This is a genomic window from Micromonospora sp. CNZ322 (genome assembly GCF_007827755.1).
Genome location: NZ_VITD01000016.1, coordinates 132,466 through 159,170, shown reverse-complemented (window position 1 = coordinate 159,170; position 26,705 = coordinate 132,466). Strand labels below are relative to the sequence as shown.

General features: G+C 71.7%; 23 protein-coding genes. 11 read left to right on the top strand and 12 right to left on the bottom strand.

Annotation, left to right across the window (positions count from 1 at the left end; translation table 11 throughout):
* Positions 1 to 6: 6 nt before the first annotated feature.
* Entirely contained in the window at positions 7 to 1,428 is a 1,422-nt protein-coding gene (locus FB453_RS28985; protein ID WP_112588387.1) for a DedA family protein, read from the bottom strand.
* A 133-nt stretch (positions 1,429 to 1,561) separates the two neighbouring features.
* On the opposite strand from FB453_RS28985, the gene typA reads away from it, so the two are divergent.
* From typA to FB453_RS28970, 3 genes are all read left to right on the top strand, one after another.
* Positions 1,562 to 3,430, top strand: coding sequence for a translational GTPase TypA (typA, locus tag FB453_RS28980; protein ID WP_091407975.1), 1,869 nt, complete (start codon positions 1,562 to 1,564; stop codon positions 3,428 to 3,430).
* A 111-nt stretch (positions 3,431 to 3,541) separates the two neighbouring features.
* The gene (locus FB453_RS28975) at positions 3,542 to 4,393 is read left to right on the top strand and encodes a serine hydrolase (RefSeq protein ID WP_145795321.1); all 852 of its coding nucleotides are present in this window, start codon (positions 3,542 to 3,544) and stop codon (positions 4,391 to 4,393) included.
* Positions 4,394 to 4,456: 63 nt separating this feature from the next.
* Complete coding sequence (locus FB453_RS28970; protein WP_145795319.1) at positions 4,457 to 5,155, top strand: lysoplasmalogenase; 699 nt, start codon at positions 4,457 to 4,459, stop codon at positions 5,153 to 5,155.
* Here the strand turns inward: FB453_RS28970 and FB453_RS28965 are convergent.
* A complete protein-coding gene (locus FB453_RS28965) occupies positions 5,124 to 5,921 on the bottom strand; it encodes a tyrosine-protein phosphatase (RefSeq protein WP_145795317.1) in 798 nt (265 codons plus the stop codon). The two genes, FB453_RS28970 and FB453_RS28965, sit on opposite strands and share 32 nt — an antisense overlap.
* A 44-nt stretch (positions 5,922 to 5,965) precedes the next feature.
* Between FB453_RS28965 and FB453_RS28960 the strand changes: the two genes are divergently transcribed.
* Positions 5,966 to 7,063 carry a dipeptide epimerase gene (locus tag FB453_RS28960; RefSeq protein ID WP_145795315.1) on the top strand — a complete coding sequence of 366 codons (1,098 nt, stop codon included), beginning with the start codon at positions 5,966 to 5,968 and terminating at the stop codon, positions 7,061 to 7,063.
* Positions 7,064 to 7,122: 59 nt separating this feature from the next.
* Complete coding sequence (locus FB453_RS28955) at positions 7,123 to 8,079, top strand: C40 family peptidase (RefSeq protein ID WP_112588394.1); 957 nt, start codon at positions 7,123 to 7,125, stop codon at positions 8,077 to 8,079.
* A 4-nt stretch (positions 8,080 to 8,083) separates the two neighbouring features.
* Here FB453_RS28955 and FB453_RS28950 read toward each other — a convergent pair whose 3' ends face one another.
* The 3 genes from FB453_RS28950 to pnuC all read right to left on the bottom strand — a co-directional run bounded on the left by FB453_RS28950 (position 8,084) and on the right by pnuC (position 11,173).
* A complete protein-coding gene (locus tag FB453_RS28950; RefSeq protein ID WP_145795313.1) occupies positions 8,084 to 9,082 on the bottom strand; it encodes a TerC family protein in 999 nt (332 codons plus the stop codon).
* Positions 9,083 to 9,395: 313 nt separating this feature from the next.
* Entirely contained in the window at positions 9,396 to 10,520 is a 1,125-nt protein-coding gene (locus FB453_RS28945; RefSeq protein ID WP_486480515.1) for an AAA family ATPase, read from the bottom strand.
* A complete protein-coding gene (gene pnuC, locus FB453_RS28940) occupies positions 10,517 to 11,173 on the bottom strand; it encodes a nicotinamide riboside transporter PnuC (protein ID WP_145795310.1) in 657 nt (218 codons plus the stop codon). The genes FB453_RS28945 and pnuC overlap by 4 nt, the downstream gene beginning before the upstream one ends.
* A 117-nt stretch (positions 11,174 to 11,290) precedes the next feature.
* On the opposite strand from pnuC, the gene FB453_RS28935 reads away from it, so the two are divergent.
* Positions 11,291 to 11,584, top strand: a complete 294-nt coding sequence (locus tag FB453_RS28935; RefSeq protein WP_112588398.1) for an antibiotic biosynthesis monooxygenase family protein — start codon at positions 11,291 to 11,293, stop codon at positions 11,582 to 11,584.
* Positions 11,585 to 11,705: 121 nt separating this feature from the next.
* Here FB453_RS28935 and FB453_RS28930 read toward each other — a convergent pair whose 3' ends face one another.
* From FB453_RS28930 to uvrB, 4 genes are all read right to left on the bottom strand, one after another.
* The gene (locus FB453_RS28930) at positions 11,706 to 12,563 is read right to left on the bottom strand and encodes a Scr1 family TA system antitoxin-like transcriptional regulator (protein WP_145795308.1); all 858 of its coding nucleotides are present in this window, start codon (positions 12,561 to 12,563) and stop codon (positions 11,706 to 11,708) included.
* Positions 12,564 to 12,758: 195 nt separating this feature from the next.
* A complete protein-coding gene (locus FB453_RS28925; RefSeq protein ID WP_145795306.1) occupies positions 12,759 to 13,127 on the bottom strand; it encodes a VOC family protein in 369 nt (122 codons plus the stop codon).
* Positions 13,128 to 13,247: 120 nt separating this feature from the next.
* On the bottom strand, positions 13,248 to 14,057 hold the full coding sequence (locus tag FB453_RS28920; protein WP_486480514.1) for a helix-turn-helix domain-containing protein: 810 nt from the start codon (positions 14,055 to 14,057) through the stop codon (positions 13,248 to 13,250).
* Between the two features lie 82 nt (positions 14,058 to 14,139).
* Positions 14,140 to 16,248 carry an excinuclease ABC subunit UvrB gene (uvrB, locus tag FB453_RS28915; protein WP_145795303.1) on the bottom strand — a complete coding sequence of 703 codons (2,109 nt, stop codon included), beginning with the start codon at positions 16,246 to 16,248 and terminating at the stop codon, positions 14,140 to 14,142.
* A gap of 298 nt (positions 16,249 to 16,546) precedes the next feature.
* Between uvrB and FB453_RS34475 the strand changes: the two genes are divergently transcribed.
* A complete protein-coding gene (locus FB453_RS34475; protein WP_186718622.1) occupies positions 16,547 to 18,367 on the top strand; it encodes a hypothetical protein in 1,821 nt (606 codons plus the stop codon).
* Positions 18,368 to 18,375: 8 nt separating this feature from the next.
* Here the strand turns inward: FB453_RS34475 and coaE are convergent, their stop codons facing one another.
* Both coaE and rpsA read right to left on the bottom strand, forming a co-directional pair.
* Positions 18,376 to 19,557, bottom strand: a complete 1,182-nt coding sequence (gene coaE, locus FB453_RS28905; RefSeq protein WP_145795301.1) for a dephospho-CoA kinase — start codon at positions 19,555 to 19,557, stop codon at positions 18,376 to 18,378.
* Positions 19,558 to 19,813: 256 nt separating this feature from the next.
* Positions 19,814 to 21,325, bottom strand: coding sequence for a 30S ribosomal protein S1 (gene rpsA, locus FB453_RS28900; RefSeq protein ID WP_112582670.1), 1,512 nt, complete (start codon positions 21,323 to 21,325; stop codon positions 19,814 to 19,816).
* A 406-nt stretch (positions 21,326 to 21,731) separates the two neighbouring features.
* On the opposite strand from rpsA, the gene FB453_RS28895 reads away from it, so the two are divergent.
* The 4 genes from FB453_RS28895 to FB453_RS28880 are packed head-to-tail and all read left to right on the top strand — an operon-like array spanning position 21,732 to position 23,787.
* Entirely contained in the window at positions 21,732 to 22,538 is an 807-nt protein-coding gene (locus FB453_RS28895; RefSeq protein ID WP_145795299.1) for a methyltransferase domain-containing protein, read from the top strand.
* A gap of 57 nt (positions 22,539 to 22,595) precedes the next feature.
* Positions 22,596 to 23,198, top strand: a complete 603-nt coding sequence (locus FB453_RS28890; protein WP_486480513.1) for a Uma2 family endonuclease — start codon at positions 22,596 to 22,598, stop codon at positions 23,196 to 23,198.
* Positions 23,199 to 23,234: 36 nt separating this feature from the next.
* Positions 23,235 to 23,453 (top strand): hypervirulence associated TUDOR domain-containing protein, encoded by a 219-nt coding sequence (locus tag FB453_RS28885; protein WP_145795296.1) that lies wholly within the window; start codon positions 23,235 to 23,237, stop codon positions 23,451 to 23,453.
* On the top strand, positions 23,440 to 23,787 hold the full coding sequence (locus FB453_RS28880; RefSeq protein ID WP_112734098.1) for a DUF3140 domain-containing protein: 348 nt from the start codon (positions 23,440 to 23,442) through the stop codon (positions 23,785 to 23,787). The genes FB453_RS28885 and FB453_RS28880 overlap by 14 nt, the downstream gene beginning before the upstream one ends.
* A gap of 155 nt (positions 23,788 to 23,942) precedes the next feature.
* On the opposite strand, the gene polA is transcribed toward FB453_RS28880, so the two are convergent.
* Positions 23,943 to 26,642, bottom strand: a complete 2,700-nt coding sequence (gene polA / locus FB453_RS28875; RefSeq protein ID WP_112582675.1) for a DNA polymerase I — start codon at positions 26,640 to 26,642, stop codon at positions 23,943 to 23,945.
* Positions 26,643 to 26,705 lie beyond the last annotated feature (63 nt).

The window sequence follows — 26,705 nt, the reverse complement described above, 5'->3', positions numbered from 1 at the left end:
CGCACCCTAACAAGGTTCGACCGGGCGGCGGTGCCCCTGCGACGGCCGCCGGGGGGTCTGGTCCACCGGGGGCTGACCGTTGCCCACCGCCCGGTCCCGGGTCGCCCAGGCGACCATGAACACCACAGTCCAGAGCACCCCGAGCAGCACCGCCGCGGCCGTCCCGCTCGCCGTGTCCAGTCCGAGGTAGAGCCGCGCGCCGCCGATCCCGAGCACCCCCGCCGCCGCGGCGGTCCAGGCGGCCACCGCCACCGGCCAGCGGGCGCTGCGCGACACCAGCCACGCCAGGGTGCAGAAGCTCGCCGCGACCACGGCGTTCTGGGTGGAGAGCGGGGCCGCCTCACCGCCGCCCGGGGCGGTCCCGTTCGGGCCGGTCAGTTCGGCCACCACGGCCAGCACCACCAGCGGCACGAACGCGCCCACAGTGCCGACCACGCTGAGCAAATCCGCCCGCCAGGGTCGGTTGCGCCACGCCAGCACCGCCGCCACCAGGGCCACCAACAGGATCAGCACCGACCCCCGTACCACCGACACCACGACCAGTGTGGCCTCGGCGGCGTCCGGGGTACGCCGGGCGGCGAACCACCCCGCGACGGCGCCGTCCAGCGCGGCCAGCCCACTGTTGCGGACCGCCACCGCGAGCAGACCGGCGATGGCGAGCCCGGCGGCGAACAGCAGCAGCAGCCCGGCGGCCAGATTGAGCAGCAGCGTCCAGGCCGGGCCGATCCGCATGGCCACCAGGAAGAACAGCACCCCGTAGCGGGCGGTGAGCCACCGCACCGGGGGCAGAGCACCGGCCCGGGACAGCAGCGCGCGCACCGGGTCGGGGTTACGGCCCAGCCACCGCCCCACGAGCACCACACCCACCAAGCCGGCCAGCAGCAGGAACGCCACCCCGGTGGCCCGGCCGAGAAGCCGGGAGACGGTGTCGTACGACTCACCGGCGAGGTGACCGAGCAGCACCGAGCCGCCCACCCAGGTCACCACTCCGGCCAGGTTCCAGAGGGCGAACCGCCGGTACGGCATACCGGCCGCACCGGCCAGTCGAGGCACCAGGGTCCGGGCGAAAGCCACCCATCGGGCGGCGAACACCCCCCGCCCTCCGAGGCGGGCGAGCATGGCGTCGGCGCGGGCCCACCGCTGCGGCCCGACCCGGTGACCCAGCCCGGCGCGCAGCCGGGAGCCGTAGCGCCGTCCGGCGCGAAAGGCCAGCCCATCGCCGAGGACCGCCGCGACGATCATCGCGAGCAACGCCGGCCCGAGCCGCAAGGTACCGTTGTAGGTGAGGAAGCCGACGAGCAGCAGGGTAGCCTCACCCGGCACGAGCAGGCCGAAGATCACCGCGGTCTCGCCCGCCACGATCAGCGCGGCGACCAGGTAGATCCACAGGGTGGGCAGACCCTGCACCCAGGTCAGCAGGTCGTGCACTCAGGCCCCCGGGACACGGGTGCCAGCATGCCAGCCGGGAGAACCACCGGCACAGCGGTTTCACCATAGATCAGGGGCACCTGGGGGTGACCCCGACGCAGCCTGCGCGAGCGCAGGCGGAAGGATAGAGGGTATGCAGCTTCGCACCGACCTCCGCAACGTCGCCATCATCGCTCACGTCGACCACGGCAAGACCACCCTGGTCGACGCCATGTTGCGGCAGGCCGGCGCGTACGGCGCACGCGGCGAGAACACCGAGCGGGTGATGGACTCCGGTGACCTGGAGCGGGAAAAGGGCATCACGATCCTGGCCAAGAACACCGGCGTGCGTTACCTGCCGGCGGACGGCTCCGACCCGGTCACCATCAACATCATCGACACTCCCGGCCACGCCGACTTCGGTGGCGAGGTGGAGCGCGGCCTGACCATGGTCGACGGCGTGGTGCTGCTCGTCGACGCCAGCGAGGGCCCGCTGCCGCAGACCCGCTTCGTGCTGCGTAAGGCGCTGCGGGCCCGGATGCCGATCATCCTGGTGATCAACAAGGTGGACCGTCCGGACGCCCGGATCAAGGAGGTCGTGGACGACACCTACGAGCTCTTCCTCGACCTGGACGCCGACGAGGAGCAGATCGACTTCCCGATCGTCTACGCCTGCGCCCGCGACGGCATCGCCTCGCTGACCCAGCCCGCCGACGGCTCGGTGCCCGACGACAGCACCTCCCTGGAGCCGCTGTTCCGCACCCTGCTGGACACCATCCCGGCACCCTCGTACGAGGAGGGCGCGCCGTTGCAGGCCCACGTCACCAACCTGGACGCCTCGCCGTTCCTCGGCCGGCTGGCGCTGTGCCGGGTCCGCCAGGGCACCATCAACAAGGGTCAGACGGTGGCCTGGTGCCGCACCGACGGCAGCACCCAGCGGGTCCGCATCTCCGAGATGCTGATGACCGAGGGCCTGGAGCGCACGTCGGCCGAGACCGCCGGCCCGGGCGACATCATCGCCGTCGCCGGCATCCCGGAGATCATGATCGGTGAGACCCTCGCCGACGTCGAGAACCCGGTCGCGTTGCCGCTGATCACCGTCGACGAGCCCGCCATCTCGATGACCATCGGCACCAACACCTCGCCGCTGGTCGGCCGGCTCAAGGGCTCCAAGGTCACCGCGCGGATGGTCAAGGACCGGCTCGACAAGGAGCTGATCGGCAACGTGTCCCTGCGGGTCCTGCCCACCGAGCGGCCGGACGCCTGGGAGGTGCAGGGCCGCGGCGAGCTGGCGCTGGCCATCCTGGTCGAGCAGATGCGCCGGGAGAGCTACGAGCTGACCGTCGGCAAGCCGCAGGTGGTCACCCGGGTAATCGACGGCAAGACCTGCGAGCCGGTCGAGCGGCTGACCATCGACGCCCCGGAGGAATACCTGGGCGCGATCACCCAACTCCTCGCCACCCGCAAGGGCCGGATGGAGCAGCTGGTCAACCACGGCACCGGCTGGATCCGGATGGAGTGGCTGGTGCCGGCGCGCGGCCTGATCGGCTTCCGCACCGAGTTCCTCACCGACACCCGGGGCACCGGCATCCTGCACCACGTCTTCGAGTCGTACGAGCCGTGGTTCGGCGAGCTGCGCACCCGTAACAACGGCTCGCTGGTCGCCGACCGGGCCGGCGCGGTCACCGCCTTCGCGATGACCAACCTTCAGGAGCGCGGTCAGCTCTTCGTCGAGCCCACCACCGAGGTGTACGAGGGCATGATCGTCGGGGAGAACTCTCGCTCCGACGACATGGACGTCAACATCACCAAGGAGAAGAAGCTCACCAACATGCGGCAGTCGACCTCCGACGAGACCGAGAAGCTGGTCCCGCCGCGCAAGCTCACCCTGGAGCAGGCGCTGGAGTTCTGCCGCGAGGACGAGTGCGTCGAGGTCACCCCGGCCACGGTGCGCATCCGCAAGGTGGTGCTCGACCAGCAGCTGCGGGGCCGGGCCACCGCCCGCCGCAAGCACGCCGGCTGACCCACCAGCACCCGACACCGGGCGCGTCGGCCGCTTGCGGCCGGCGCGCCCGTCGTTTTCCCCCGACGGGTACGCGAGCCCACCCACGCTTGATCCGCTACGGTCACCGGCATGACCTGGGATGATCTCGACGCCCACCTGGACCGGGTGCCCGGCACCGTCTCCGCGTACGTGGGGCGGCTCGACGCGCCGCCGACCTGGACCCGCCACGCGGACGCCGGCCACTACGCCGCGAGCACCATGAAGGTGGCGGTGCTCGCCGCGCTGCACCGCGCCGCCGAGACCGGCGCCCTGGACCTGGACGCCCCGGTCCCGGTCGTCAACGACTTCGACTCCGCCCAGCCCGGCGCACCCCGCTTCGCCAACGCGCAGCCCTACGACAACGACGACGCGGTCTGGGACCGCATCGGCGGCACCGCGTCGCTGCGCTGGCTGGCCGACCGGATGATCGTGCGCTCCAGCAACCTCGCCACCAACCTCGTCCTCGGCCACGTCGGGCTGCCCGCGGTCGCCGAGGTCTGGGCGCTCGCCGGTGCCCGCAACAGCATCACCGGCCGCGGCATCGAGGACTTCGCCGCCCGCGAGGCCGGCATCACCAACACGGTCACCGCCGCCGACCTGGCCGCCCTGCTCGGCGCCCTGGCCACCGGGGCCGACTCCCCCGGCCCACTCGCCTCACCGGCCGCCTGCACCACCATGCTGGACGTCCTGCTCGCCCAGGAACACCGCGAGGACCTCGCCGCCGGCCTGCCCGCGGGCACCCGCATCGCGCACAAGAACGGTTGGGTACGCGGCGTCCGCCACGGCGCCGGCCTGGTGCTGCCCGACGACGCCCCGCCGTACCTGATCGCCGTCTGCACCACCACCGAGCTGGCCGGGGGCGACGACCAGGTCGAGGACGACGCCTGCCTGCTGCTCGCGCACATCTCGACGCAGGTCTGGGCCGCCCGCCACCAGCTCTGACCCGACCGACTACTGCGGTACGTGCGGGCTAGGCTGCTCCCACCCCCCACCCCGGAGCCGCCGATGCCCCGCAGTCGCACCGTGCTGATCGCCTTCCTCGTCGTGACGGCGGCGAACCTGCTGGCCAACGCCACCGGCGGCGGCCTGGCCTTCCTACTGACCAAGCCGCTGCTGATGCCGCTGCTGGCCGCGTACCTCTGGCGGGTCAGCGCCGAACGCGCGGCCCGACCGGACCGGCTGCTGCTCGCCGCGCTGGCCTTCGCCACCGGCGGCGACGTCGCCCTGATGATCGACGGCACCGGCTGGTTCCTCGCCGGCATGGCCTGCTTCCTCGGCACGCACCTCTGCTACCTCGCGGCCTTCCGACACGGCGCCGCGACCGCGCTGCGCCGCACGCCGCTGGTCGCCGTCCCCCTGGGGTACGCGGTGCTGACCGTCGTCGCGCTGACCTGGATGTGGGCGGGGCTGACCGACGTCGGGCTTGCCGTACCGGTGGCCGGCTACGCGATCGCGCTGGCCGCCATGGCGAGCACCGCCGCCACCCAGGGCTGGCGGGTCGGTCTCGGCGCCGCGTTCTTCCTCGGCTCCGACCTGCTGATCGCCGCCGGGGTGGCCGAGGTGACCCAGCCACCCGGCGCGCCGGTGCTCGTCATGGCGACCTACGCCGCCGGCCAGGCACTGATCGTCACCGGCCGCGCCGCCCGCACCGGCACACCCACCGACGCACCGGTCACTCCAGCAACTGCGCCCGCAACGCCCTGAGGTCGGGGTCGGTGAGCCCCAGCCCGTCGCGCAGGTACGCGTCGAACGAGCCGTGCACCCGACGCACCTCGGCGTAACCGGCGTCGAGATACTCGGCCCGGACCTCCAGCACCGGCAACACCGCGTCGACGTCCAACTCCGGATTTCGTCGGCGCATCGCCTCGACGATCACCGCCCGCAGGCTGTCGGTCAGCTCGTTGTTGCGCAGGTAGTCGGCGCGAATGGCCGCCTCGTCCACCCCGAGCGCCGTCAACAGGATGACGGTCAGCCAACCGGTGCGGTCCTTGCCGGCGGAGCAGTGGTAGAGCAGCGGCAGATTCTCCGGCCGGGAGGCCAGCCGCACCGCCTCGGCGAAACCGACCCGCGCCGACTCACCCGTGACGAACCAGCGGTAGATCGCCGCCATCGCCCCCGCCGTGCCCTGCCGGGCCAGCTCCGCGTACGCGTTCAGGTCGTGACCGAGCAGCACCGCCGAGACGTACGTGAAGATGGGGTGCTCCGCGTCGTGCACCGGCAGGCGCACCACCCGTGGCTCACCGGCGAAGCGGTCGTCCGGTGCGACCGCGATCTCCGAGGCGTCGCGCAGATCCACCACGCACGCCGGCCCCAGCTTCGCCAGCACCGGTAGGTCCTCGTCGGTCAGCCGACCCAGCGCCGGAGTGCGGATCAACTGGCCGACCCGGACCCGCCGCCCGTCCGCGCCGACAAGCCCGCCCAGGTCACGCGCGTTCGGTGCACCCACCAGCTCCCAGCCCTGCCCGGTCATCCGGTCTCCCCTCCCGCGGTGAACCTTTGTATAGGGTGCCTCACATGACGATCTCGGCGGTACGCACCCACCGGGTTTCCGCCCTCTTACACACCCCATTCGTGACCGCGCTACGCCGTACCACCACAGTGGACACGCTGGTCGTCGAGCTCGTCGACAGCGACGGCCGGTCCGGCTTCGGCGAGGCGCCCCAGGTCTGGCAGGTCACCGGCGCGTCGGTCGCCGGCGCGCAGGCGTGCGTCCGCGAGTTGCTCGGCCCACAGCTGATCGGCCGCGACCCGGACGACCTGGTGACCCGTTGCGCCGAGGTGCAGCGCGCCGTGGTCGGCAACGAGGCCGCGAAGGCGGCGGTGGACGTCGCCCTGCACGACCTCGCCGCGCGGCGGCTGGGCGTACCCCTGGTGCGGTTGCTCGGGGGCACCACGCTGCGGGTCCCGACGGACGTGACGCTGGCGGCGGGTGACGCGGTGGACCTGGCGGCCGCGGCACGGCAGCGGCAGGCCGACGGCTTCGGCGTGCTCAAGTTGAAGGTCGGCACCGACGCGGCCGGCGACCTGGACCGGGTGCGCGCGGTGCGGGCGGCCGTCGGCCCCGCCACCCGGATCCGGCTGGACGCCAACCAGGGCTGGACGCCCCGGGAGGCGGTCCGGGTGATCCGCGGCATCGAGGACGCCGGGCTCGACGTGGAGTTGGTCGAGCAGCCGGTGGCCCGCTGGGACCTGGACGGGCTGGCCTGGGTCAGCGACCGGGTGTCCGTGCCGATCCTGGCCGACGAGGCGGTCTTCGGGGTCCGTGACCTGGTGGAGGTGATCCGCCGCCGGGCCGCCGACCTGGTCAACGTCAAGCTGGCCAAGTGCGGTGGGCTGCATCCGGCCCGTACCCTCCTCGACCTGGCCACCGCGCACGGGCTCGGCACTGTGGTCGGCTCGATGATGGAGAGCCAGGTGGGCATCGGGGCGGCGGCGAGCCTGGTAGCCGCGTACGGCACCACAGCCGTCGCCGACCTGGACGCCGCCTGGTGGCTGGCCTGGTCACCGGTGCAGGGCGGCATCCGCTACGACGGGGCGACAGTGGTGCTGCCGGATGCCCCTGGCCTGGGCATCTCTGGCCTCGCTGAAGCAAAAGTGCAGGCTCGTGGTTGATGGCTGTCGGTTTCTTTCATAAGGTTTCCCTCGACAGCCGACACGATCTGGGGGTTGATGTGGAGCTGCAACCGGGCCGTGAGGCCGTCGTCCGGGTCGCCGTGGCGACGCTGTGGACCTCCCCCGAGGCGGTCCGCCCGGTCGACTGCCCAGCGCTGACCGCCGGTGTCGACATCCCGACCTGGGTCTCCGGACTGGACACCGACCAGCAGGTCGGTGACTGCGTGCTGAGCCAACTCCTGCTCGGCGAACGGGTCCTCGTCAGCGAGCTCCGCCCGGACGGCTGGGCCCGGGTCGTCGCCGTCGAACAACCAGCCGCCAAGCTGGACCCGCGCGGCTACCCGGGCTGGCTCCCCGCCGGGCAGCTGGCCGTTCCCGACCCGGCCCACACCAGCACCGACCGCCCGCTGGTGGTGGACGCCACGGTCACCGGGCTGCACGCCGCCCCGAACGGGCCGGTGGAGTTGCCCGGCGTCGTCGTCGGCACCCGCCTCGTCCCGGCCGGCCCCGCGCTCGACGACTGGCGGCCGGTGCACGTCCCCGGCCGGGCCGCACCGCTCTGGCTGCCGGACGGGCACCTGGTCCCGGCGTCGGCCGCGTCGCCGACCGCCGAGCAGGCGCTCGCTGTGGCACAGCGACTGCTGGACGTGGTCTACATCTGGGGCGGTCTCTCCGCGCACGGCATCGACTGCTCGGGGCTGGTGCATCTGGCCTGGCGGCGGTTCGGGGTGCTGCTGCCCCGCGACGCCGACGACCAGGCAGTGGCCACCACCCCGCTGTCGTTGGGCGCGGAACGCCCTGGCGATCTCTACTTCTTCGCCCGACCCGGCCGGAAGATCCACCACATCGGCATCGTCACCGCCACCCCCGGCGACGGCGGCCAGCGCCGGATGCTGCACGCCTGCTACCGGCGGCGGCGGGTCATCGAAGAGGAACTGCCGGCCGACCGGACCGCCACGCTGGTCGGCGCGCACCGGGTCTCACCGGCCGGGCGCGTGTCCGCACCCGGCCGGTGACCGGTCAGCGTCGGGCGTCGGCCAACTCGCGACGCCGGTCGCGGGAGGACTTGATCAGGCTGGCGGCGGTGGCGATGCCCAGGGTGCCGATGATGACCAGCAGCGACAACCAGATCGGGATGTGCGGTGCCCAGCCGACGTGCTCGCCACCGTTGATGAACGGCAGGTTGTTGTCGGCCAACGCCTCCAGCACCAGCTTGACCCCGATGAAGCCGAGCACGACGGCCAAGCCGTAGCTCAGGTAGATCAGCCGGTCCAGCAGGCCACCGAGCAGGAAGTAGAGCTGCCGGAGGCCCATCAGCGCGAAGACGTTCGCGGTGAAGACCAGGTACGGCTCCTGGGTGATGCCGAAGATCGCCGGGATCGAGTCCAACGCGAAGATCAGGTCGGTGGTGCCGATCGCGATCATCACGATCAGCATCGGGGTGAACAGCCGCTTGCCGGCCACGTGGGTGGTGAGCTTCGCGCCGTCGTAGTCCTTCGAGATCGGCAGCGCCTTGCGGCTCCACCGGATCAGCACGTTCTCGGAGAACTCGTCCTCGTCCGGTTCACCCTGCCGGGCCAGGTTCACCGCGGTGTAAATCAGGAACGCGCCGAAGATGTAGAAGACCCAGGAGAACTGCGTGATCAGCGCCGCACCGGCAGCGATGAACCCGCCGCGCATCACCAGCGCCAGCACGATGCCGACGAGCAACACCTTCTGCTGGTACTGCCGGGGCACCCCGAAGCGAGCCATGATGATCACGAAGACGAAGAGGTTGTCCACCGAGAGGCTGTACTCGGTGAGCCAGCCGGTGTAGAACTGGCCGGCCGCGCTGGCCCCGGAGGTCAGCCAGACACCCGCGCCGAAGAGCAGGGCGAGACCGACGTAGAAGCCGACCCAGAGGCTCGACTCCCGCACACTCGGCTCGTGCGGGCGCCGACCAATGATCAACAGGTCGACGAGCAGGACCGCAGTCAGTGCGACAAGCGTCCCCGCCCACACCAATCCGGACACGTCCAACGTTCATTCCTCCGGCAGACACGCGGCGTCGGGCACACCGTACGCCCCTGCGGGAGCCGGCGTGCCGCTGTCGCTCACTCTGGTGACTGTCGGAGGTCTCTTCCGCCGTCGCCCCGGTGCGGGGCGGCGACCTACGGGGCCGGGTCGGGCCGCCGTGGTTCCGGCGATCGACCGTGCTGACGACTCCGTTGCGGGGGAATACTCCCCTCCTCGGTGACCATTGTTGCCCACCACGCCCCGTGATCACACCCCGGGCACCCGGTGGCGCCGGACACCGTTCGACGTCTCACACCGGCTAATGCTTCCTAGGAGGCTAGTGCACGTCGGGTGCGGCGATCGGGTCGGCGAGCGACCAGCCGGCAGCGAGCAGGTCGTCGCAGGCCCGCACCGCCCGGGCCAACCGATCGGCGTGCGATCCGGCCAACTCCACCACCGGTACCCCGCACCCGGCCAGCTCGGCCCGGAAGCGCTCGGTCATCCAGGCCCGCAGGTGCTCACCGTCGCGCAGACCGTCATCGGTGAACGGCACCCCCTGGTGATCCGTCAGCAGATACAGCGCCGGTCGACGCGCCGCCGCCCGTACCTCCTCGGACGCGCTGCCCAGGTAGCGCTCCTCCCACACCGCCGTCGCCCGCGCGTCGGTGTCGCAGACCAGCAGCGGCCCGCTCGTCCGGGCCGCCGCGTCCTCGGCCGCCTGCTGTTCGCGGACCACCGCGCGGAAGTCGTCCCGGTCCCAGGCGACGTCGAAGACGGTCGCCTCCGGCGTCCGCTCCCGCAGCCGGGCCAGCTTGCGAGCGGTCAACTCCCGGCCGTACTCCGGCACCCAGGACGCGCCGTAGTGCCCGGCGAGCGCCGCCGCCATCGTCGTGGTCCCGGTCGACTCGGCCCCGACCACCACCACCCGCCGGACGAACCACTCCCGCACCGGCGGGCTCAGCCACCGCCAGTGACCCGCCGGGTCCGCACGCACGGCCGTCCCGGAAACCGGCACGGTCCGCCGATCCGGATCCACCGACACGGGTACGGCGTGGAAGCGGCGCGCCAGCTCGGCGCCGTACGCCTCGGAGGAGAAGACCGCGTCCACCGACCCCGACCCGAGCGCCTCGCGGAACACCGCGCAGTGCGCGTCCCAGACCGCCGGGTCGGCGTAGTCCACCGGGTGGTCGTCGTACCGGCCGACGAAACGGACCCACGGCGTGTCCGCGTGCACCTCGCGCAGCCAGTCAAGGCGTAGCGGAAGCGGAATGGACTCCCGGCGTGAGGGCGCCACGACGACGGTCACCTCGGCGCAGCGGGCGGCGGCAGCCCGGATCAGCGCGTGGTGCCCAGCATGCGGCGGATAGAACTTGCCCACCACCATCCCCTGCCCGAACTCGGCGGCGGCCGAGCGCGCCGGCCCGCGTGGCGCCGGTGCACGGCCGGATGTCTCGGCGTTCACACGGTAACCGGGGCCGGGCCGGGCGGGACCGCGCTCGGCCGGTCGGACCGACGCAGGTCGGCCCGCCAGGCGCGCAACCCGAGCACGCACAGCGCGAGGAAGACCAGATAGAGGACGGCCGTCAGGTGCAGCCCCTTGTACGCGTACAACGGGATGTAGATCAGGTCGGCGGCGATCCAGAGCCACCAACTCTCCACCCGCTTGCGGGTCTGCCCGTACGTGGCCAGCAGAGACAGCGCCGTGGTCAACGCGTCCGGCAGCGGCACTGTCGAGTCGGTGGCCCGGTCCAGCAGCACCCAGAGCGCGCCGGTGAGCAGCAGCCCGGCGGCGGCCAGCGCCAGCCACTCCCGCCGCCCCGTCCGGCTGACCGTGAGCCGGGTACGCCGCTCGCCCCCGAACAGCCAGTGCCACCAGCCATAGCAGCCGAGCGCGACGTAGACGACCTGGAGCCCCGCGTCGGCGTACAGCCCGGCGGTCCAGAACAGCACCATGAGCAGCAGCACGTTGGCGATGCCGATCGGCCAGTTGGCGACCTTCTGCCGGGCCACCAGCCACACGTTGAGCACACCGGTCACGAACCCCAGCAGCTCCGCCCAGGTGGTGCCGGTACCGGCCACCCGAAACGCGGTGCCGGTGAGCCAGTCGATGATCACGAGGCCACCCTAGGGTCTGTGTCAACGCCCCCGGTCGAGCCGGGGAGGAGTCCAGGCAGTGGTCCGGCACAGACCCGCGACACCCACTGCCCCGACCGCCGTGGGAGGCTGTCCGACATGGTGCTTGAGGTCGCGCTGATCGACGTACTTCCCGGACACGAGGACGCGTTCGCCGCCGCGTACGCCGAGGGTCACCCGGTGCTCGCCGGAGCGACCGGCTGCCGGTCCGTGCGGATGACCCGAGGAATCGAGTCACCGACCCGCTTCGTGCTGCTCGTCGAATGGGACTCGGTCGAGGCGCACGAGAAGAACTTCCGGGCCACCGAACGGTTCGACAGGTGGCGGGCGCTGATCGGGCCGCACTTCGCGGGACCACCCGTGGTCGAACACTTCCTCGACGTACCGGCCTGAGCCGAGCTGTCGTACCCCACGGTTATCGTGCCGGGCGCACGCGCCGGCCGCCGGTCCCGACGGGCTCGGGGGCGCCGGGCCCGGTGGCCGCGCGGCGCTTCACCGTCGGCACCCTCAACCGTTACTCGCCGACGCGGCGGGCCAGCACGGTGACCGTCTCCTCCGATGACAGCGCCGCGGCCAGCAGCGCCGCTGTCATCCGCTCGTAGCGGTCCACGTCGAGCACTGTGGCCAACCGGACGTCGGTGGTCAACGCCTCGAGCATGACAGTGCGCGGGTCCGCCGGGTCGGGAAAGGCATAGCAGGAATACGGTGTGAGCGGATGCAGCCCGCCACCGGCCGCTCCACGTGGCAACAGTCGCACCGTGACGTGGGACAGGCCGGTCACCGCGACCAGATGACGCAGCTGTTCACGCCACACCGCCACCGGCAGGTCACCCGGTTCGCAGACGGCCTCGGCGAGCACCGCCGTGTAGCGCGGCGGGTAGGCCCTCCGAAGCACCTCCTGCCGCAGTGCCCTCGCGCGCACCTCAGCCTCCACATCGACCTCCGGCGTGAGCTGGGCGCCGGCGCTGACCAACACCCGGGCGTACGCGGGCGTCTGGAGCAGCCCCGGCACCACCGACGGCTGGTACTCGACGATGTCGGCGGCGCCGGCCTCCAACTCGGCGTAGGTGCGCTGCCGTTCGCTCATCTCGCCCAGCGTCTTCCACCAGCCTCGACTGGTCGCCGCGTCCCGGGCGATGACGATCAGCGCCTCCCGGGCAGGCGTGGGCACCTTGTAGACATCCAGCAGATCGAGCACGTCGGCGAGGTCCGGGCGACTCTGACCCAGCTCGATGCGGGACAGCTTCGACGTCGAGGCCCAGCCCAGCCGGTCGCAGACCTGCTCCAGGGTCAGCGACTCGCGCCGACGGAGTTGGCGCAGTTCTGCGCCGAGACGTGCACGTCGAATGACAGGACTTGTTGGCAGCGGCATCCCGGCCTCCCCACCGAGGGAGACTACGCAGGACGATCACCCAGTGCAATAGCTCGCTCGCGCACCGCAATCAGGGTATTCGACGCCGCCGACCGGCCGGGCCAGCCCGAACACACCGTCTCCGCAGGTCAGTGCGGTTTCAAGCCGCTGAGGCTGGTCCCGGCGGGCCGCCCGCCCCCGGTCGGCGTGGCCGGCTCAGGGTCGGTACGTGCCGAAGGACCAGACGTTGCCGGCCAGATCGCGGGCTGAGTAGTCACGGGAGCCGTAGTCGGTGTCGAACGGCTCGCGGATGATATCGGCGCCGGCCGCGCGGGCCTGGGCGCAGTGGGCGTCGACGTCCGACACGGCCACGTAGACCGACCAGTCGTCGTCGGCCGGACGGGGCGGGGCGTCGGCCCGAGCACCCAGCATGATCATGCCGGTGTCGAGGACCAGCTCGGCGTGCGCGACCGTACCGTCCGGCGCCTCGTGCACGGCATGCACCCGGAAACCGAAGGCGGCACCGAGCCAGTCGATCGCGGCGCGGGGATCGGGATAACGGAAGATCGGATAGATGGTTCGCATGACCCGATTCTGCGGCCGGCGGCGTGGCTCCGGATTGGACGAATGTGACCTCGGCGGGTCGCCGACCCGGCTTCGGTCGGCTCGGCGGTCGCCGGCCCGGCTCCGGTCGGCCGGTGCTTGTCAGCGGCCGGAGAGCAGTGCGGCCGGGGTGGCCCCCGCGAACTCGTGGAAGTCCCGGATCAGGTGGGACTGGTCGTAGTAGCCGCAGCCCGCCGCCACGGCGGCCCAGTCGACTCCCCGCCCGACCCCGCCGGCCTGGGTCGACGCGGCGTGAGCCTGCTGAAAGCGAAGCAGCCGGGCGGCCATCTTGGGCGGCAGCCCGACCTCCCGCCGGAACCGGGACGCGAGGTGCCGGCGGCTCCAGCCCAACTCGTCGGCGAGCACACCGACGCTCCCCCGGCCACCGCTGGTGGCCAGCCACCGCCACGCCCAGTCGAGCCGCGGGTCCACCGGCGGGGACGCCGCCAGCCGGGCGGCGAGCACCCGGTCGAGCAGGTCGAACCGTTCCGACCAGCCGGTGGCCTCGGCGAGCCGGCCGCGCAGCCGATCCAGCCAACGGCCCGGGAGCTGCCCGACGCCGACGGCCCGATTGGTCAGCTCACTCAGAGGCAGACCGAGAAGCCGGCGGGCGGTGAGGGGGGCGAGCAGCAACTCGACGCCCTCCCCCACGCCCACGGTGCGCGTGGTGCACCAACTGTCGAAGGTGCCGGCCACGAACGAGTCGACAGCGGTGACGCCGCGCTGCTCGCTACGCGGATCGGTCACGTCCAGCGGAGCGCCCCAGCCCAGGATCAGCACCACGAAGACGCCAGCCGGCTCCCGGCGGACCAGTGGCACGTCAGCCCGTTCCCGGTAACCCACGTACCTGTCGACGAACGGACGCAGGCTGGCGTCGGGCACCCCGAGGACCATCTCGCCGATCGGCGCCACCGCCGTCAACTGTGCCCGCCCTTCGCGTGCCCCGGCCGGCCGGGCCCGAGCAGAGCGCTGGGCGGGGCCGACCGGGTGGCCGTCACTTCACGCCGGCGGCGTCCATGCCGCGCAGCTCCTTCTTCAGGTCGGAGACCTCGTCGCGGATCCGGGCCGCCAACTCGAACTGAAGCTCGCGTGCGGCGGCCAACATCTGGTCGTTGAGCTCCTGAATGAGCTGGGCGAGGTCGGCACGGGCCATTCCCTCCCGTGAGGTGGTGCTCGCCCCGGACCGGCTCCGGCTGCGGGTCTCCTTGACCGGCGCCTTGCCTCGGGAAAGCTGACGCACCGCGCCGCCAACCCGGGAGTTCTCGGTGTCCTCCGCCTCGCGGTAGATGTCGTCCAGGATGTCGTGGATCTTCTTACGCAGCGGCTCCGGGCTGATGCCGTGCGCCTCGTTGTGCGCGATCTGCTTGGCCCGACGCCGATCGGTCTCGTCGATCGCCGCCGCCATCGATGGGGTGATCTTGTCGGCGTACATGTGCACCTGGCCGGAGACGTTACGGGCGGCCCGCCCGATGGTCTGGATCAGCGACCGGCCGCTGCGCAGGAAGCCCTCCTTGTCGGCGTCGAGAATCGCCACCAGCGACACCTCGGGCAGGTCCAGACCTTCGCGGAGCAGGTTGATGCCGACGAGCACGTCGTAGTCGCCCTTGCGCAGCTCGCGCAGCAGCTCCACCCGGCGCAACGTGTCGACCTCCGAGTGCAGGTAGCGCACCCGGATGCCGTTCTCCAGGAGGTAGTCGGACAGGTCCTCGGCCATCTTCTTGGTCAGCGTGGTGACCAGCACCCGCTCGTCCCGGTCGGTCCGCAGCTTGATCTCGTGCATCAGGTCGTCGATCTGACCCTTGGTCGGCTTGATCACGACCTCCGGGTCGACCAGACCGGTGGGTCGGATCACCTGCTCGACGAACTCGCCCTGGGCCTGCTCCATCTCCCAGGTGCCGGGGGTCGCGGAGAGGTAGACCATCTGGCCGACCCGCTCCAGGAACTCGTCGAAGCGCAGCGGCCGGTTGTCGGCCGCGCTGGGCAGCCGGAAGCCGTGGTCGATGAGCATCCGCTTGCGCGACGCGTCGCCCTCGTACATGCCGCCGATCTGCGGGATGGTCACGTGCGACTCGTCGACCACTGTGAGGAAGTCGTCGGGGAAGTAGTCGAGCAGGGCGTGCGGCGGGCTGCCGGGCAGCCGCCCGTCCATGTGCATCGAGTAGTTCTCGATGCCGGAGCAGAAGCCCACCTGCCGCATCATCTCGATGTCGTAGGTGGTGCGCATCCGCAGCCGCTGCGCCTCCAGCAACTTGCCCTGCCGCTCCAGCTCGGCGAGGCGCTCGGCCAGCTCCACCTCGATGTCACGGATCGCGCGTTCCATCCGCTCCGGACCGGCCGCGTAATGGGTGGCCGGGAAGATCACCAGCTGGTCGACCTCGCGGACCACATCACCGGTCAACGGGTTGAGGTAGTAGAGCTTCTCCACCTCGTCACCGAACAGCTCGATCCGGATCGCCAGCTCCTCGTACGCCGGGATGATCTCCAGCGTGTCGCCGCGGACCCGGAAGGTGCCTCGCTGGAACGCCATGTCGTTGCGGGTGTACTGGATGTCGACGAGCCGACGCAGCAACTGGTCGCGGTCGAGCTCCTGCCCGATCTGCACCTTCACCGCCCGGTTGAGGTACTCCTCCGGGGTGCCCAGGCCGTAGATCGCCGAGACGGTCGCCACCACGATCACGTCGCGGCGGGTGAGCAGCGACATCGTCGCCGAGTGCCGCAGCCGCTCCACCTCCTCGTTGATCGAGGAGTCCTTCTCGATGTAGGTGTCGGTCTGGGGGATGTAGGCCTCGGGCTGGTAGTAGTCGTAGTACGAGACGAAGTATTCGACAGCGTTGTGCGGCAGCAGCTCGCTGAACTCCTTGGCCAGCTGCGCGCAGAGCGTCTTGTTCGGGGCGAGCACCAGGGTGGGGCGCTGCAGCCGCTCGATCAGCCACGCCGTGGTCGCGCTCTTGCCGGTGCCCGTCGCGCCGAGCAGCACGGTGTTGCGGTCGCCGCGCCGAACCCGGCGCTCAAGCTCATCGATGGCCGCCGGTTGGTCGCCGGCCGGCTGAAACTCACTGACGACCTGGAAGCGGCTGTCCAGCCGGGGAATGTCGAGCGCCATGCCACCAACGGTACGCCGGAGGTCCGACAGGAACGGCCGTCACGCCAGGTACGTGATCAGCTTCAATATTCCCATTGTGTGGCCCATGTCACCGGGACTACCCTCTTCATGTAGGCCGCTCGCGGCGGCCGACCGGGCCGGTGGCCAGGCCAACATCAGGCCGGTCACCCCCGGCACTGCGGTCGCAGCACCCGGCTCGTCCGGCGTGCGCACCCGTGTGGTCGCGCTCGAGGCGCAGACCGGCCGCCGCGAGCGCCCCTGCTCGTCACCCCGGTGCCTCCCCGCCCGTTTCATCTCCGTGGACACCTCTCCGACCCCGGCGCCCGACACCGCCCGCACCGCCACACCCCGGCCTGACGACCCGAGCACCGCCCGCACCGCCACACCCCCGCCGGACGACCCGGGCACCGGCAGCGGGCGGCACCGCACCGGCCCGGCCGGCAGCGCCTCGGCGACCAGCCGCACCCCCAGCGACACCGGAGGCAGGCCCACGGCCGGCCGGACCAGCGGCGGCGCGCGCCGAGCCACCGCAGGTCGCAAGACCGACGACACACGGCGGGCCGCCGCCGAGCGAAGCCTCGCGGGAAACCGCGCGACCACCCGCCGCGACGACACCCCGGACACCGCAGACACCACCGGGGCCGCCGACACCACCGGGCCGTCCTCGGCCGGCCGTCGTCGACGTACGGTGCTGCTGTTGCTCGGTCTGACGGCGGTGACGTCCGCGACGGCGCTGGTGCTCGGGCTGTTGAGCTGGGCGCCCGACCCGCCCGAGCCGGCCCGGCCGCTGACCTTGGCGGAAGGCGAGCGGCTGGCCGCCGTGCGGGTCACCAACCTGCGCGACCTGCGCGCCGGCGTACGGGTCACATCCGGCACCGGCGCCGCCCGCATCGAACTGGTCGGCTGGGTGGACTGGTCCCGGTCGCTGCTCTACCTCGACGTGGGCGGGCCGGGAGCGGGTGCCGAACGCGGACTGTTGCAGAAGAGCGGTCCGGTGCTGGTGATCCGGCCCGATCCGGCGGCGGTGCCCACTCCCGCCGCCCCACCACTGATGCCCCCGGCGGACCGGTGGCGGCTGCACCGGCTGGCACCCGGGGCGCACCTGGCGCCGGTGCTCGACCTGCTCCTCAATCTCGCCGCCGACCGCCCCGACCCCACGACCCGGACGGCACCGCCCGACGGGGCGCGTTGGATCGCCCGGGAGACCGTCCCGGCCGGCCCACTGGACGTCATACAGGCGCCACTGCCTACCGGCGCGCCAGCCGCCAGCACGACGATCGGCACCCCCAGCGCGGCGACGCCCGCCCCGGACGGGCAGACCCGGTACTGGCTCGATCAGGACGCCCGGCTGCACAAGCTGGTGACCCCGCTGCCCGGCGCCGGACCAGTCACGATGATCTTCAACCGAGCGGATCGGCCGACACTACGGCCGGTCGACCTACTCGGCGGCCGCCCCGGTCTGCCCCGCGCGCTGACCGACGCCGAGCAGCGTCGGCTCGACCGGCTGCCGGCCCGGCTTCGCGCCCACGGCGGTGCCACGGTGACGCTGACCGCACCGCTGGGCACGGACACGAACCTGCGGGCCGCCGGCTGGTTGAGCTGGACCGCGCGTACCGCGTACCTCGCGGTCGCCGACCTGGGCGTACCGGACCGCCGGACCCTGCTGCGCCGCGACGCCGCCGGTCTGGCCCGGGCGGACCTGCCGGCGGCCGATGCCGGCGGCGGCACCGCCGAGGCGCCGGCCCGGCCGCCGCTGCCGCCCCCGACCGCCGGATGGCGGGTCTCCCGGCCCGGCCGGGACGACCTGAGCGTGCTGGTCGACGCCGCAGTCGCCGCCGGGTCGGTCGGGCAGCGCGGCGCGGCCGTGCGGGTACGCGAGGACGTCACCGCCGGACGGACCGTGGACGTCATCGAATCGGGTCCCGCCAACGCGCGGCTGCGTTACTGGATCGACCGGGACGGGTCGCTCCGCCGGCTCGAGTTGCAGACCGACGCCGGCGCGTGGGCATACCTGGATCTCCAGCCCGCCGTCGTACCCCGACTGGCTGCCAACCCTCGGCCCGCCACCCCTCGGCCTTCGGCCCCTCGGTCTTCGACCCCTCGCCCCGGTGCCCGCTGACCGGTGCCTCAGGGACGCCAGCCGGTCTGCGCGGCCCACTGCTCGGCCCGCAGGTACTCCTCGTCGAACCATGGGTTACGGGCCGTGCCGGAATCGCCGGCCTCCGGCGCCGCGTCGACCAGGTCCCGCTTGAACAGCAGGTACGCGGCCCGCTGATCCGGGTCGGCACGCAGGTGGTCGCGCATCAGCAGCGCGTACCGCCAGCCCGGCGAATCCGCCAACCGCACGTGCAGACGAACCGGGCGGGCGGGGTCCGCGCTGCCGTGCAGCCGCTTCTCCCAGCGGCCCCGGCCGGCCGGACGCGGGTCGTCCCACCACTGCCCTGGCACCCGTGGGAACCCGGCGTTCGCCAGCCGATCAGCCAACGGCCCGTCGGCGTCGGCGAGGCTGGAGACCGCCACCTGCACGTCGATGACGTTCCGGGCGGCCAGGCCGGGAACCGCCGTCGAACCGATGTGATCGATCCGTAGGGCATCCGCGCCGAGGGCGTGCTGGATCCGGGCGGCCAGCCGCGCGTACTGCTCCGGCCAACTCGCGTCGGCCCCGGCCAGCTCGGCCGCGTCCGGCGGGACCACCCGCCGCTGGCGCAGGTTGTCCTCATAGGGCACCAACCGCTGCTTCCAGAGCAGGTCGACGGCGTCGTGCAGCGCCGTCAGGCTCCCGTCGTTGGTCAGCACCACGTCCGCCGCCGCCCGGCGGCGGGCGTCGTCGGCCTGCGCGGCGATCCTCCGCTCGGCCTCCGCGCGACCCATCCCCCGGTCGCGCGCCAGCCGCTCCAGTCGGGTCGACACGGCCGTCTGCACCACGACCACCAGGTGGTACGTCGGCGCGAGACCCACCTCGACCAGCAGCGGTACGTCGTTGACGACTATCGCGTCGGGTGCCGCCGCGGCCGCCAGCTCCGCGGTGCGGGCCCGGACCCGGGGGTGGGTGATCGCCTCCAGCCGACGACGGGCGGTCTCGTCGGCGAACACCACAGCTCCCAGTGCGGCACGGTCCAGTGCGCCGTCGGCGTCCACCACCGTGTCGGAGAAGGCGGCGACGATCTCGGCCAGGCCGTCCGTACCCGGCGCCACCACCTCCCGGGCCACCCGGTCGGCGTCAATCAGCACCGCACCCCGCTCGACGAGCCGCGCGGCCACCGCGCTCTTGCCTGACCCGATCCCGCCGGTCAACCCCACCCTCAGCACCCGAACAGTCAACCGGATCGACAAGCCCGCCGCCAAACCCACCCACGGCCCGGCGACCTCCCAAACCACCCCACCACCTCGGGCCGCGACCGCGCCCCGCGCCGCGCGCCCCGCGCCCCCCGCCCCCCGCCCCCCGCAACTCGCGCCGCCCTGCACGCAGCGTCCGCAGCGAGTGCGGGGCACGGCGGGTACGGCGAGTGCCCCGCCCCCAGCGATCCGGAGATCGCGGGGACGGGGCCCGTCGTCGTTCAGCGGGTCACTTACCGCCGGCGAGCTTCTCCCGCAGTGCGGCGAGCGCCTCGTCGGTGGCCAGCGTGCCGGCCGGCTCCTCGGCCTGCCGGCTCGGGGCCGGGCTGGACGAGGAGGTGGTGCCACCGCCACCGCCGCCGCCAGCGGCCGGAACGGCCGGAGTCGGGTTGGCGGCAGCCTCGGCGTCGGCGGCCCGAGAGGTCTGCACCTGCTTGGTGTGGGCCTCCCAGCGCAGACGAGCCTCGGCGTACTGGTTCTCCCAGGTCTCGCGCTGCTTGTCGTACCCCTCGAGCCACTCGCCCGTCTCCGGGTCGAAGCCCTCGGGGTAGATGTAGTTGCCCTCGGTGTCGTACGTCGCGGCCATGCCGTAGAGGGTCGGGTCGAAGTGCTCCTCGCCCTCGACGAAGCCCTCGTTGGCCTGCTTGAGCGACAGCGAGATCCGGCGGCGCTCAAGGTCGATGTCGATGACCTTGACCATGACCTCGGAGCCAACCTGGACGACCTGCTCCGGGATCTCCACGTGGCGCTCGGCCAGCTCGGAGATGTGGACCAGGCCCTCGATGCCGTCGTCCACGCGGACGAACGCACCGAACGGAACCAGCTTGGTGACCTTACCCGGCACGATCTGCTGGATCGCGTGGGTGCGGGCGAACTGCCGCCACGGGTCTTCCTGGGTCGCCTTCAGCGACAGCGAGACCCGCTCGCGGTCCAGGTCGACGTCCAGGACCTCGACCTCGACCTCCTGGCCCACCTCGACGACCTCGGACGGGTGGTCGATGTGCTTCCAGGACAGCTCGGAGACGTGCACCAGACCGTCGACGCCACCCAGGTCCACGAAGGCGCCGAAGTTGACGATCGAGGACACGACGCCCTTGCGGACCTGGCCCTTCTGCAGCTTGTTGAGGAACTCGGTGCGCACCTCGGACTGCGTCTGCTCCAGCCAGGCCCGGCGGGACAGGACCACGTTGTTGCGGTTCTTGTCCAGCTCGATGATCTTGGCCTCGAGCTCCCGCCCGACGTACGGCTGCAGGTCGCGCACACGACGCATCTCGACCAGGGACGCGGGCAGGAAGCCGCGCAGCCCGATGTCGAGGATGAGGCCGCCCTTGACCACCTCGATGACCGAACCGCGGACGACGCCGTCCTCGTCCTTGATCTTCTCGATCGTGCCCCAGGCCCGCTCGTACTGCGCCCGCTTCTTGGAGAGGATCAGACGACCCTCCTTGTCCTCCTTCTGGAGGACCAGGGCCTCGATGTGGTCGCCAACCGTCACAACCTCGGCGGGGTCCACGTCGTGCTTGATCGACAACTCCCGAGAGGGGATGACACCCTCGGTCTTGTAGCCGATGTCGAGCAGGACCTCGTCCCGATCGACCTTGACGACGGTGCCTTCGACAATGTCGCCGTCGTTGAAGTACTTGATGGTCTCGTCGATCGCGGCGAGGAATGCCTCCTCGGAACCGAGATCGTCGTGGGTGACCCGGGTGGCGCTCGAGGGGGCCTCGATGCTGCTCGTCATGTGGGCGGTTGCTCCGGTCGGTGGGTTGTCACAGCAGGCTGGTGTGTCGCAGTGACCTGTTCGCGCCAGCGGATCCGTCGCCGGGCACACCGAACGATCGCCTAGTGAGATCATGATGTGGCTCCGTCGACCGCGCACCTGCTCCCTGCCGAGGCAACGCGATCCGCGAGCGCATCGTCTAGCCTACCGTGCGCATTACCACAGCGTGCAAGCCCTCCCGGGTTCTCTTCGTGCGATGACCTGCGAAAGCCGAACAATCGCCCGGAAAACACCCCTGCTGTCTCCTGCGTCACAGCAGCCCCTCCCGCCCCGCCGGCGCGCACCACGCGGCCCGCGCGAGGGGTCGCGCAGATCGTGGACGCGCGCCGCCGTACCCAATGGGGTGGGTGGGGCCTAGCGTGAGCGCGTGGATGACGACAGCCGGGTTACCCGGCGCCGGGTGGGTGACGCCGAGGCCCGGCGCGCCAACCGCGGCTGGTGGGACACCGACGCCGACGACTACCAGGCCGAACACGGCGCGTTCCTCGGCGACGTGGACTTCGTGTGGTGCCCGGAGGGCCTGCGCGAGGCCGACGCCCGGCTGCTCGGCGACGTGTCGGGGCGGCGGGTGCTGGAGGTGGGCGCCGGCGCCGCGGCCGCCGCCCGCTGGCTCGCCACCCAGGGCGCCCGGCCGGTCGCCTTCGACCTGTCCGCCGGCATGTTGCGGCACGCCGCCGAGGCCGCCGACCGCACGGGGGTACGCGTACCGCTGGTGCAGGCCGACGCGCTCGCCCTGCCGTTCGCCGACCGGTCGTTCGACCTCGCCTGCACGGCGTTCGGTGCGATCCCGTTCGTGGACGACTCGGCGGCGCTGCTCGCCGAGGTGCACCGGGTGCTGCGCCCGGGCGGCCGGTGGGTGTTCTCGGTGACCCACCCGATGCGGTGGATCTTCCTCGACGACCCCGGCGAGGGCGGCCTGACGGCCGTGCACTCGTACTTCGACCGCTCCCCGTACGTGGAGCAGGACGAGGGCGGCGTGGCCACCTACGTCGAGCAGCACCGCACCCTCGGCGACCGGATCCGCGAGCTGGTCGGCGCCGGGTTCCGGCTGTTGGACCTGGTGGAGCCGGAGTGGCCGAAGGGCCACGAGGGGATCTGGGGGCAGTGGAGCCCGCTGCGCGGACGACTCTTCCCCGGCACCGCCATCTTCGTCACCGAGAAGCCCGCCGATTGAGCGCGCCGCACCCGCAGTCCGCCCTGCGTCGCATCGATCGCCGGTAGGCTCAGCCCCATGAGCGCCGAGCCCATCCCGACATCACCTGGCCCCTGGTGTCCGGACCCGATGCGGCAGCAGCGTGCCGACTACACGCTGGAGGACCTGCTCGCCCTGCCGGACGACGCCCCCCGCGTCGAACTCGTCGACGGAGTTGTCCAGGTGACACCCTCCCCCACCCTGGGCCATCAAGACATCTCGTTCCTCCTACGTCTTTGGCTTCACTCACGCGTGCCGGGCCATCTCCGAGTCGCCCAAGCGGTCGGAGTGGGGCTCAGTCGCAACACCAGCCGGCAACCAGACCTGTTGCTCTGCCGCGCCGACGTGCCGTCCGACCGGTCCACTCTGCGGCCGTCAGACGTCGTGCTCGCCGTAGAGATCGTTTCGCCCGGCACGCGACGGATCGACCGGTTCGCGAAGCCGGGTGAGTACGCCGCCGCCGGCATCCCGTTCTACTGGCGGATCGAGCAGGACCCGGTGCACGTGTACGCGTACCGGATCGGCGACCGGGTGGGGCCGGGCGGTGAGCGGCAGTACGAACTGGTCGCCGACGGGCCGGACGTGATCGAGTTGACCGAGCCGTTCGACATCAAGCTGCCGGTCGCCGAGATCACCCCGTAGTCGTTTCGCCCGGGCCGCCCCGGGTAGCCGAGGACCATGGCCGAACAGAGATTCCACAAGGGCGACCATGTCTCCTGGTCGGCCCACGGCAGCCGCGCGTACGGCGTGGTGCGGGGGACGATCACCGAGCGGACGCGGATCCGCGGGCGGGCCGTGAACGCGGCCCCCGACGACCCGCAGTACCGGGTCCGCAGTGACGGCACGGGTCGCGACGTGGCCCACCGCCCCGAGGCGCTGCGTCATGAGCAGAGGTGACGACGGCCGGGACACCTACCGGGAGTTCACCGAAGCGGTGAACATGAAGCCCGGTGAGCTGTCCACGTGGCTGGAGAGCGACGAGTCGAAGCAGGTCGGCTGGCACAAGGGCGGTCGTGCTGGTGGTGGCGAATCCGTCGGGCACGAATCCGGGCGGAAGATCATCGACCTGCTCCGCCGCAAACGCGGTGACCTCTCTGACGGCGACTACAAGCACATGCGCAAGGTCGTCGGCTACGTACGCCGGCACATGGCGCAGCGCCCCTCCGGCAACGTCCGCGACACCAAGTGGCGCTGGTCCCTCATGAACTGGGGCCACGACCCCCTGAAGTAACCGGCGCAGCCCGACGACCCCTGATCCACCACGTCAGCGGCCGCGACCAGGACGACCCGGTCAGGGGTTCCGGGGCAGCCCGACCCACGCAGGGATCAAGCCTGACCGCCCGGAGTGGGTCGGGCTGCCCCGGAACCCCCCACCCGCACACCAGATCAGTGATCGGCGCTGTTCCAGTCCCGGCCCAGACCGACCGACACCTCCAGCGGCACCGACAACGGGTAAGCCTCGCCCATCTCCCGCCGGACCAGGGCCTCCAACGACTCCCGCTCACCCGGGGCGACCTCGAAGACCAGCTCGTCGTGCACCTGCAACAGCATCCGTGAGCCCAGCCCAGCCTCGCGCAGCGCGGTGTCGACGTGCAGCATCGCCACCTTGATGATGTCGGCGGCGGAGCCCTGGATGGGGGCGTTGAGCGCCATCCGCTCCGCGATGTCACGGCGCTGCCGGTTGTCGCTGACCAGGTCGGGCAGGTAGCGGCGTCGGCCGAGGATGGTGGAGGTGTAGCCGTCCTGGCGGGCCCGGGCGACCACCTGCTGAAGGTAGTCGCGCACCCCACCGAAGCCGGCGAAGTAGTTCTCCATCAGCCCGCGCGCCTCTTCAGTGCTGATGCTGAGCTGTTGGGACAGGCCGAAGGCGCTCAGGCCGTACGCCAGGCCGTAGTTCATCGCCTTGATCTTGCGGCGCTGGTCGGGCGTGACCTCGTCGAGCGGCACCCCGAAGACCGACGAGGCGGTGGCGGCGTGGAAGTCGGCGCCGGAGTTGAACGCGTCGATCAGCGCGTCGTCCGAGCTGAGGTGCGCCATGATGCGCATCTCGATCTGGCTGTAGTCGGCGGTGAGCAGACTCTCGTAGCCCTCCCCCACCACGAAGGCCCGCCGGATCCGACGACCCTCCTCGGTACGGATCGGGATGTTCTGCAGGTTGGGCTCGGTGGAGGAGAGCCGACCGGTGGCCGCCACCGTCTGGTTGAAGGTGGTGTGGATCCGCCCGTCGTCGGAGACCGACTTGAGCAGCCCGTCGACTGTCGACTTGAGCTTGGCCACGTCCCGGTGGCGCAGCAGGTGGGCCAGCACCGGATGCGGCTGCTGCACGTAGAGCCACTGCAGGGCGTCGGCGTCGGTGGTGTAGCCCGTCTTGATCTTCTTGGTCTTCGGCAGACCCAGCTCGGTGAAGAGGATCTCCTGCAACTGCTTGGGCGAGCCGAGGTTGAACTCCCGACCCACCGCCTCGTACGCGCCCTGCGCGGCGGCCTTCACCTCGGCGGCGAAGTGGGCCTCCAGCTCGGAGAGATAGTGGGTGTCGGCGGCGATGCCGGTGCTCTCCATGGTGGCCAGCACCCGCATCAGCGGCAGCTCCACGCCGGCCATCAGCCGGGCGGACTGCTCGCCGTCGCGGGACAGCTCGGCGTCGATCGCGTCGGCCAGGTCGAGGGTGGCACGGGCCTGGAGCATCAGGTTCTGCTCGACAACCCCTTCGTCGCCGAGGCCGTCGAGAGTGAGCTGGCCGGACTCCGGGACGTCCACCCGCAGCTCCCGGTGCAGGTAGCGCAGCGCCAGGTCGGTCAGGTCATAGGACCGCTGGTCGGGGCGGGCCAGGTACGCGGCGATCTGGGTGTCCCGGACGATGCCGGCGAGCTGCCAGCCGTGCGCGGCGCAGGCCAGCACGGCCGGCTTGCTGTCGTGCAGCACCTTGGGGCGCTGCGCGTCGGCCAACCAGCCGGCCAGGGCGCCCTCGTCGGTCGGGTCGAGCTGCGCCGGGTCGACCCAGGCAGCCGCGCCGCCGGCGGTGGCCAGCGCGAGACCGGTGATCGAGGCGGTGTGCCGGCGGTTGGGGCCGGTGTCGAGTTTGACCGCCAACCCGACCGGGGTGCCGGTCGGAACGTGCGTGGTCAGCCACCCGGCTAGCGCACCGGGCTCGGTGAGCACCTCGCCGGTGAGGTCGAAGCCGGACTCGGCCTCCGGCTCGACCGCCTCCAGGTACTGGTAGAGACGGTCGCGCAGGATGCGGAACTCCAGGGTGTCGAAGACCTGGTGCACCGCCTCCCGGTCCCAACCCGTCCAGCGGGTCTCCTCCGGGCGCAGCGGCAGCTCCAGGTCGGAGACGAGACAGTTGATCTCGTAGTTGCGGATCACGTCGGCGAGCCGCTCCCGCAGGCTGTCGCCGGCCTTGCCCTTGATCTCGTCGGCCCGGGCGATCACGCCCTCCACCCCGCCGTAGGTGGTGATCCACTTGGCTGCGGTCTTCGGGCCGACGCCCGGGATGCCGGGCAGGTTGTCACTGGTCTCGCCGACCAGCGCGGCGAGGTCCCGGTACTGCTGTGGCGGAACGCCGTACTTCGCCTCGATCGCCGCCGGGTCCATTCGGGCCAGGTCGGAGACGCCCTTACGCGGGTAGAGGACGGTGATCTGATCGTCGACCAGCTGGAACGCGTCGCGGTCACCGCTGCTGATCAGCACCGACATGCCCTGGTCGCGGGCCTGGCAGGCGAGCGTGGCGATGACGTCGTCGGCCTCGAAGCCCTCTTTCTCCACCACCGGGATCTGCAACGCGGCCAGGACCTCCTTGACCAGGCTGACCTGGCCCTTGAAGTCGGTCGGGGTCTCGCTGCGGCCGGCCTTGTACTCCGCGTACTTGTCGGTGCGGAAGGAGTGGCGGGAGACGTCGAAGGCCACGACGATGTGGGTGGGCTGCTCGTCGCGCAGCACGTTGATCAGCATCGAGGTGAAGCCGTACACCGCGTTGGTCGGCTGCCCCGTCGTGGTGGAGAAGTTTTCCACCGGCAGGGCGAAGAACGCCCGGTATGCCATGGAATGTCCGTCAACGAGAAGCAGGCGCGGTGTCGTAGCTGTCACGGCAGCGACTCTAGCCCGCCGCTACGACAGGACGGGACACCGGCACGACGCCCGGCGCGGCCG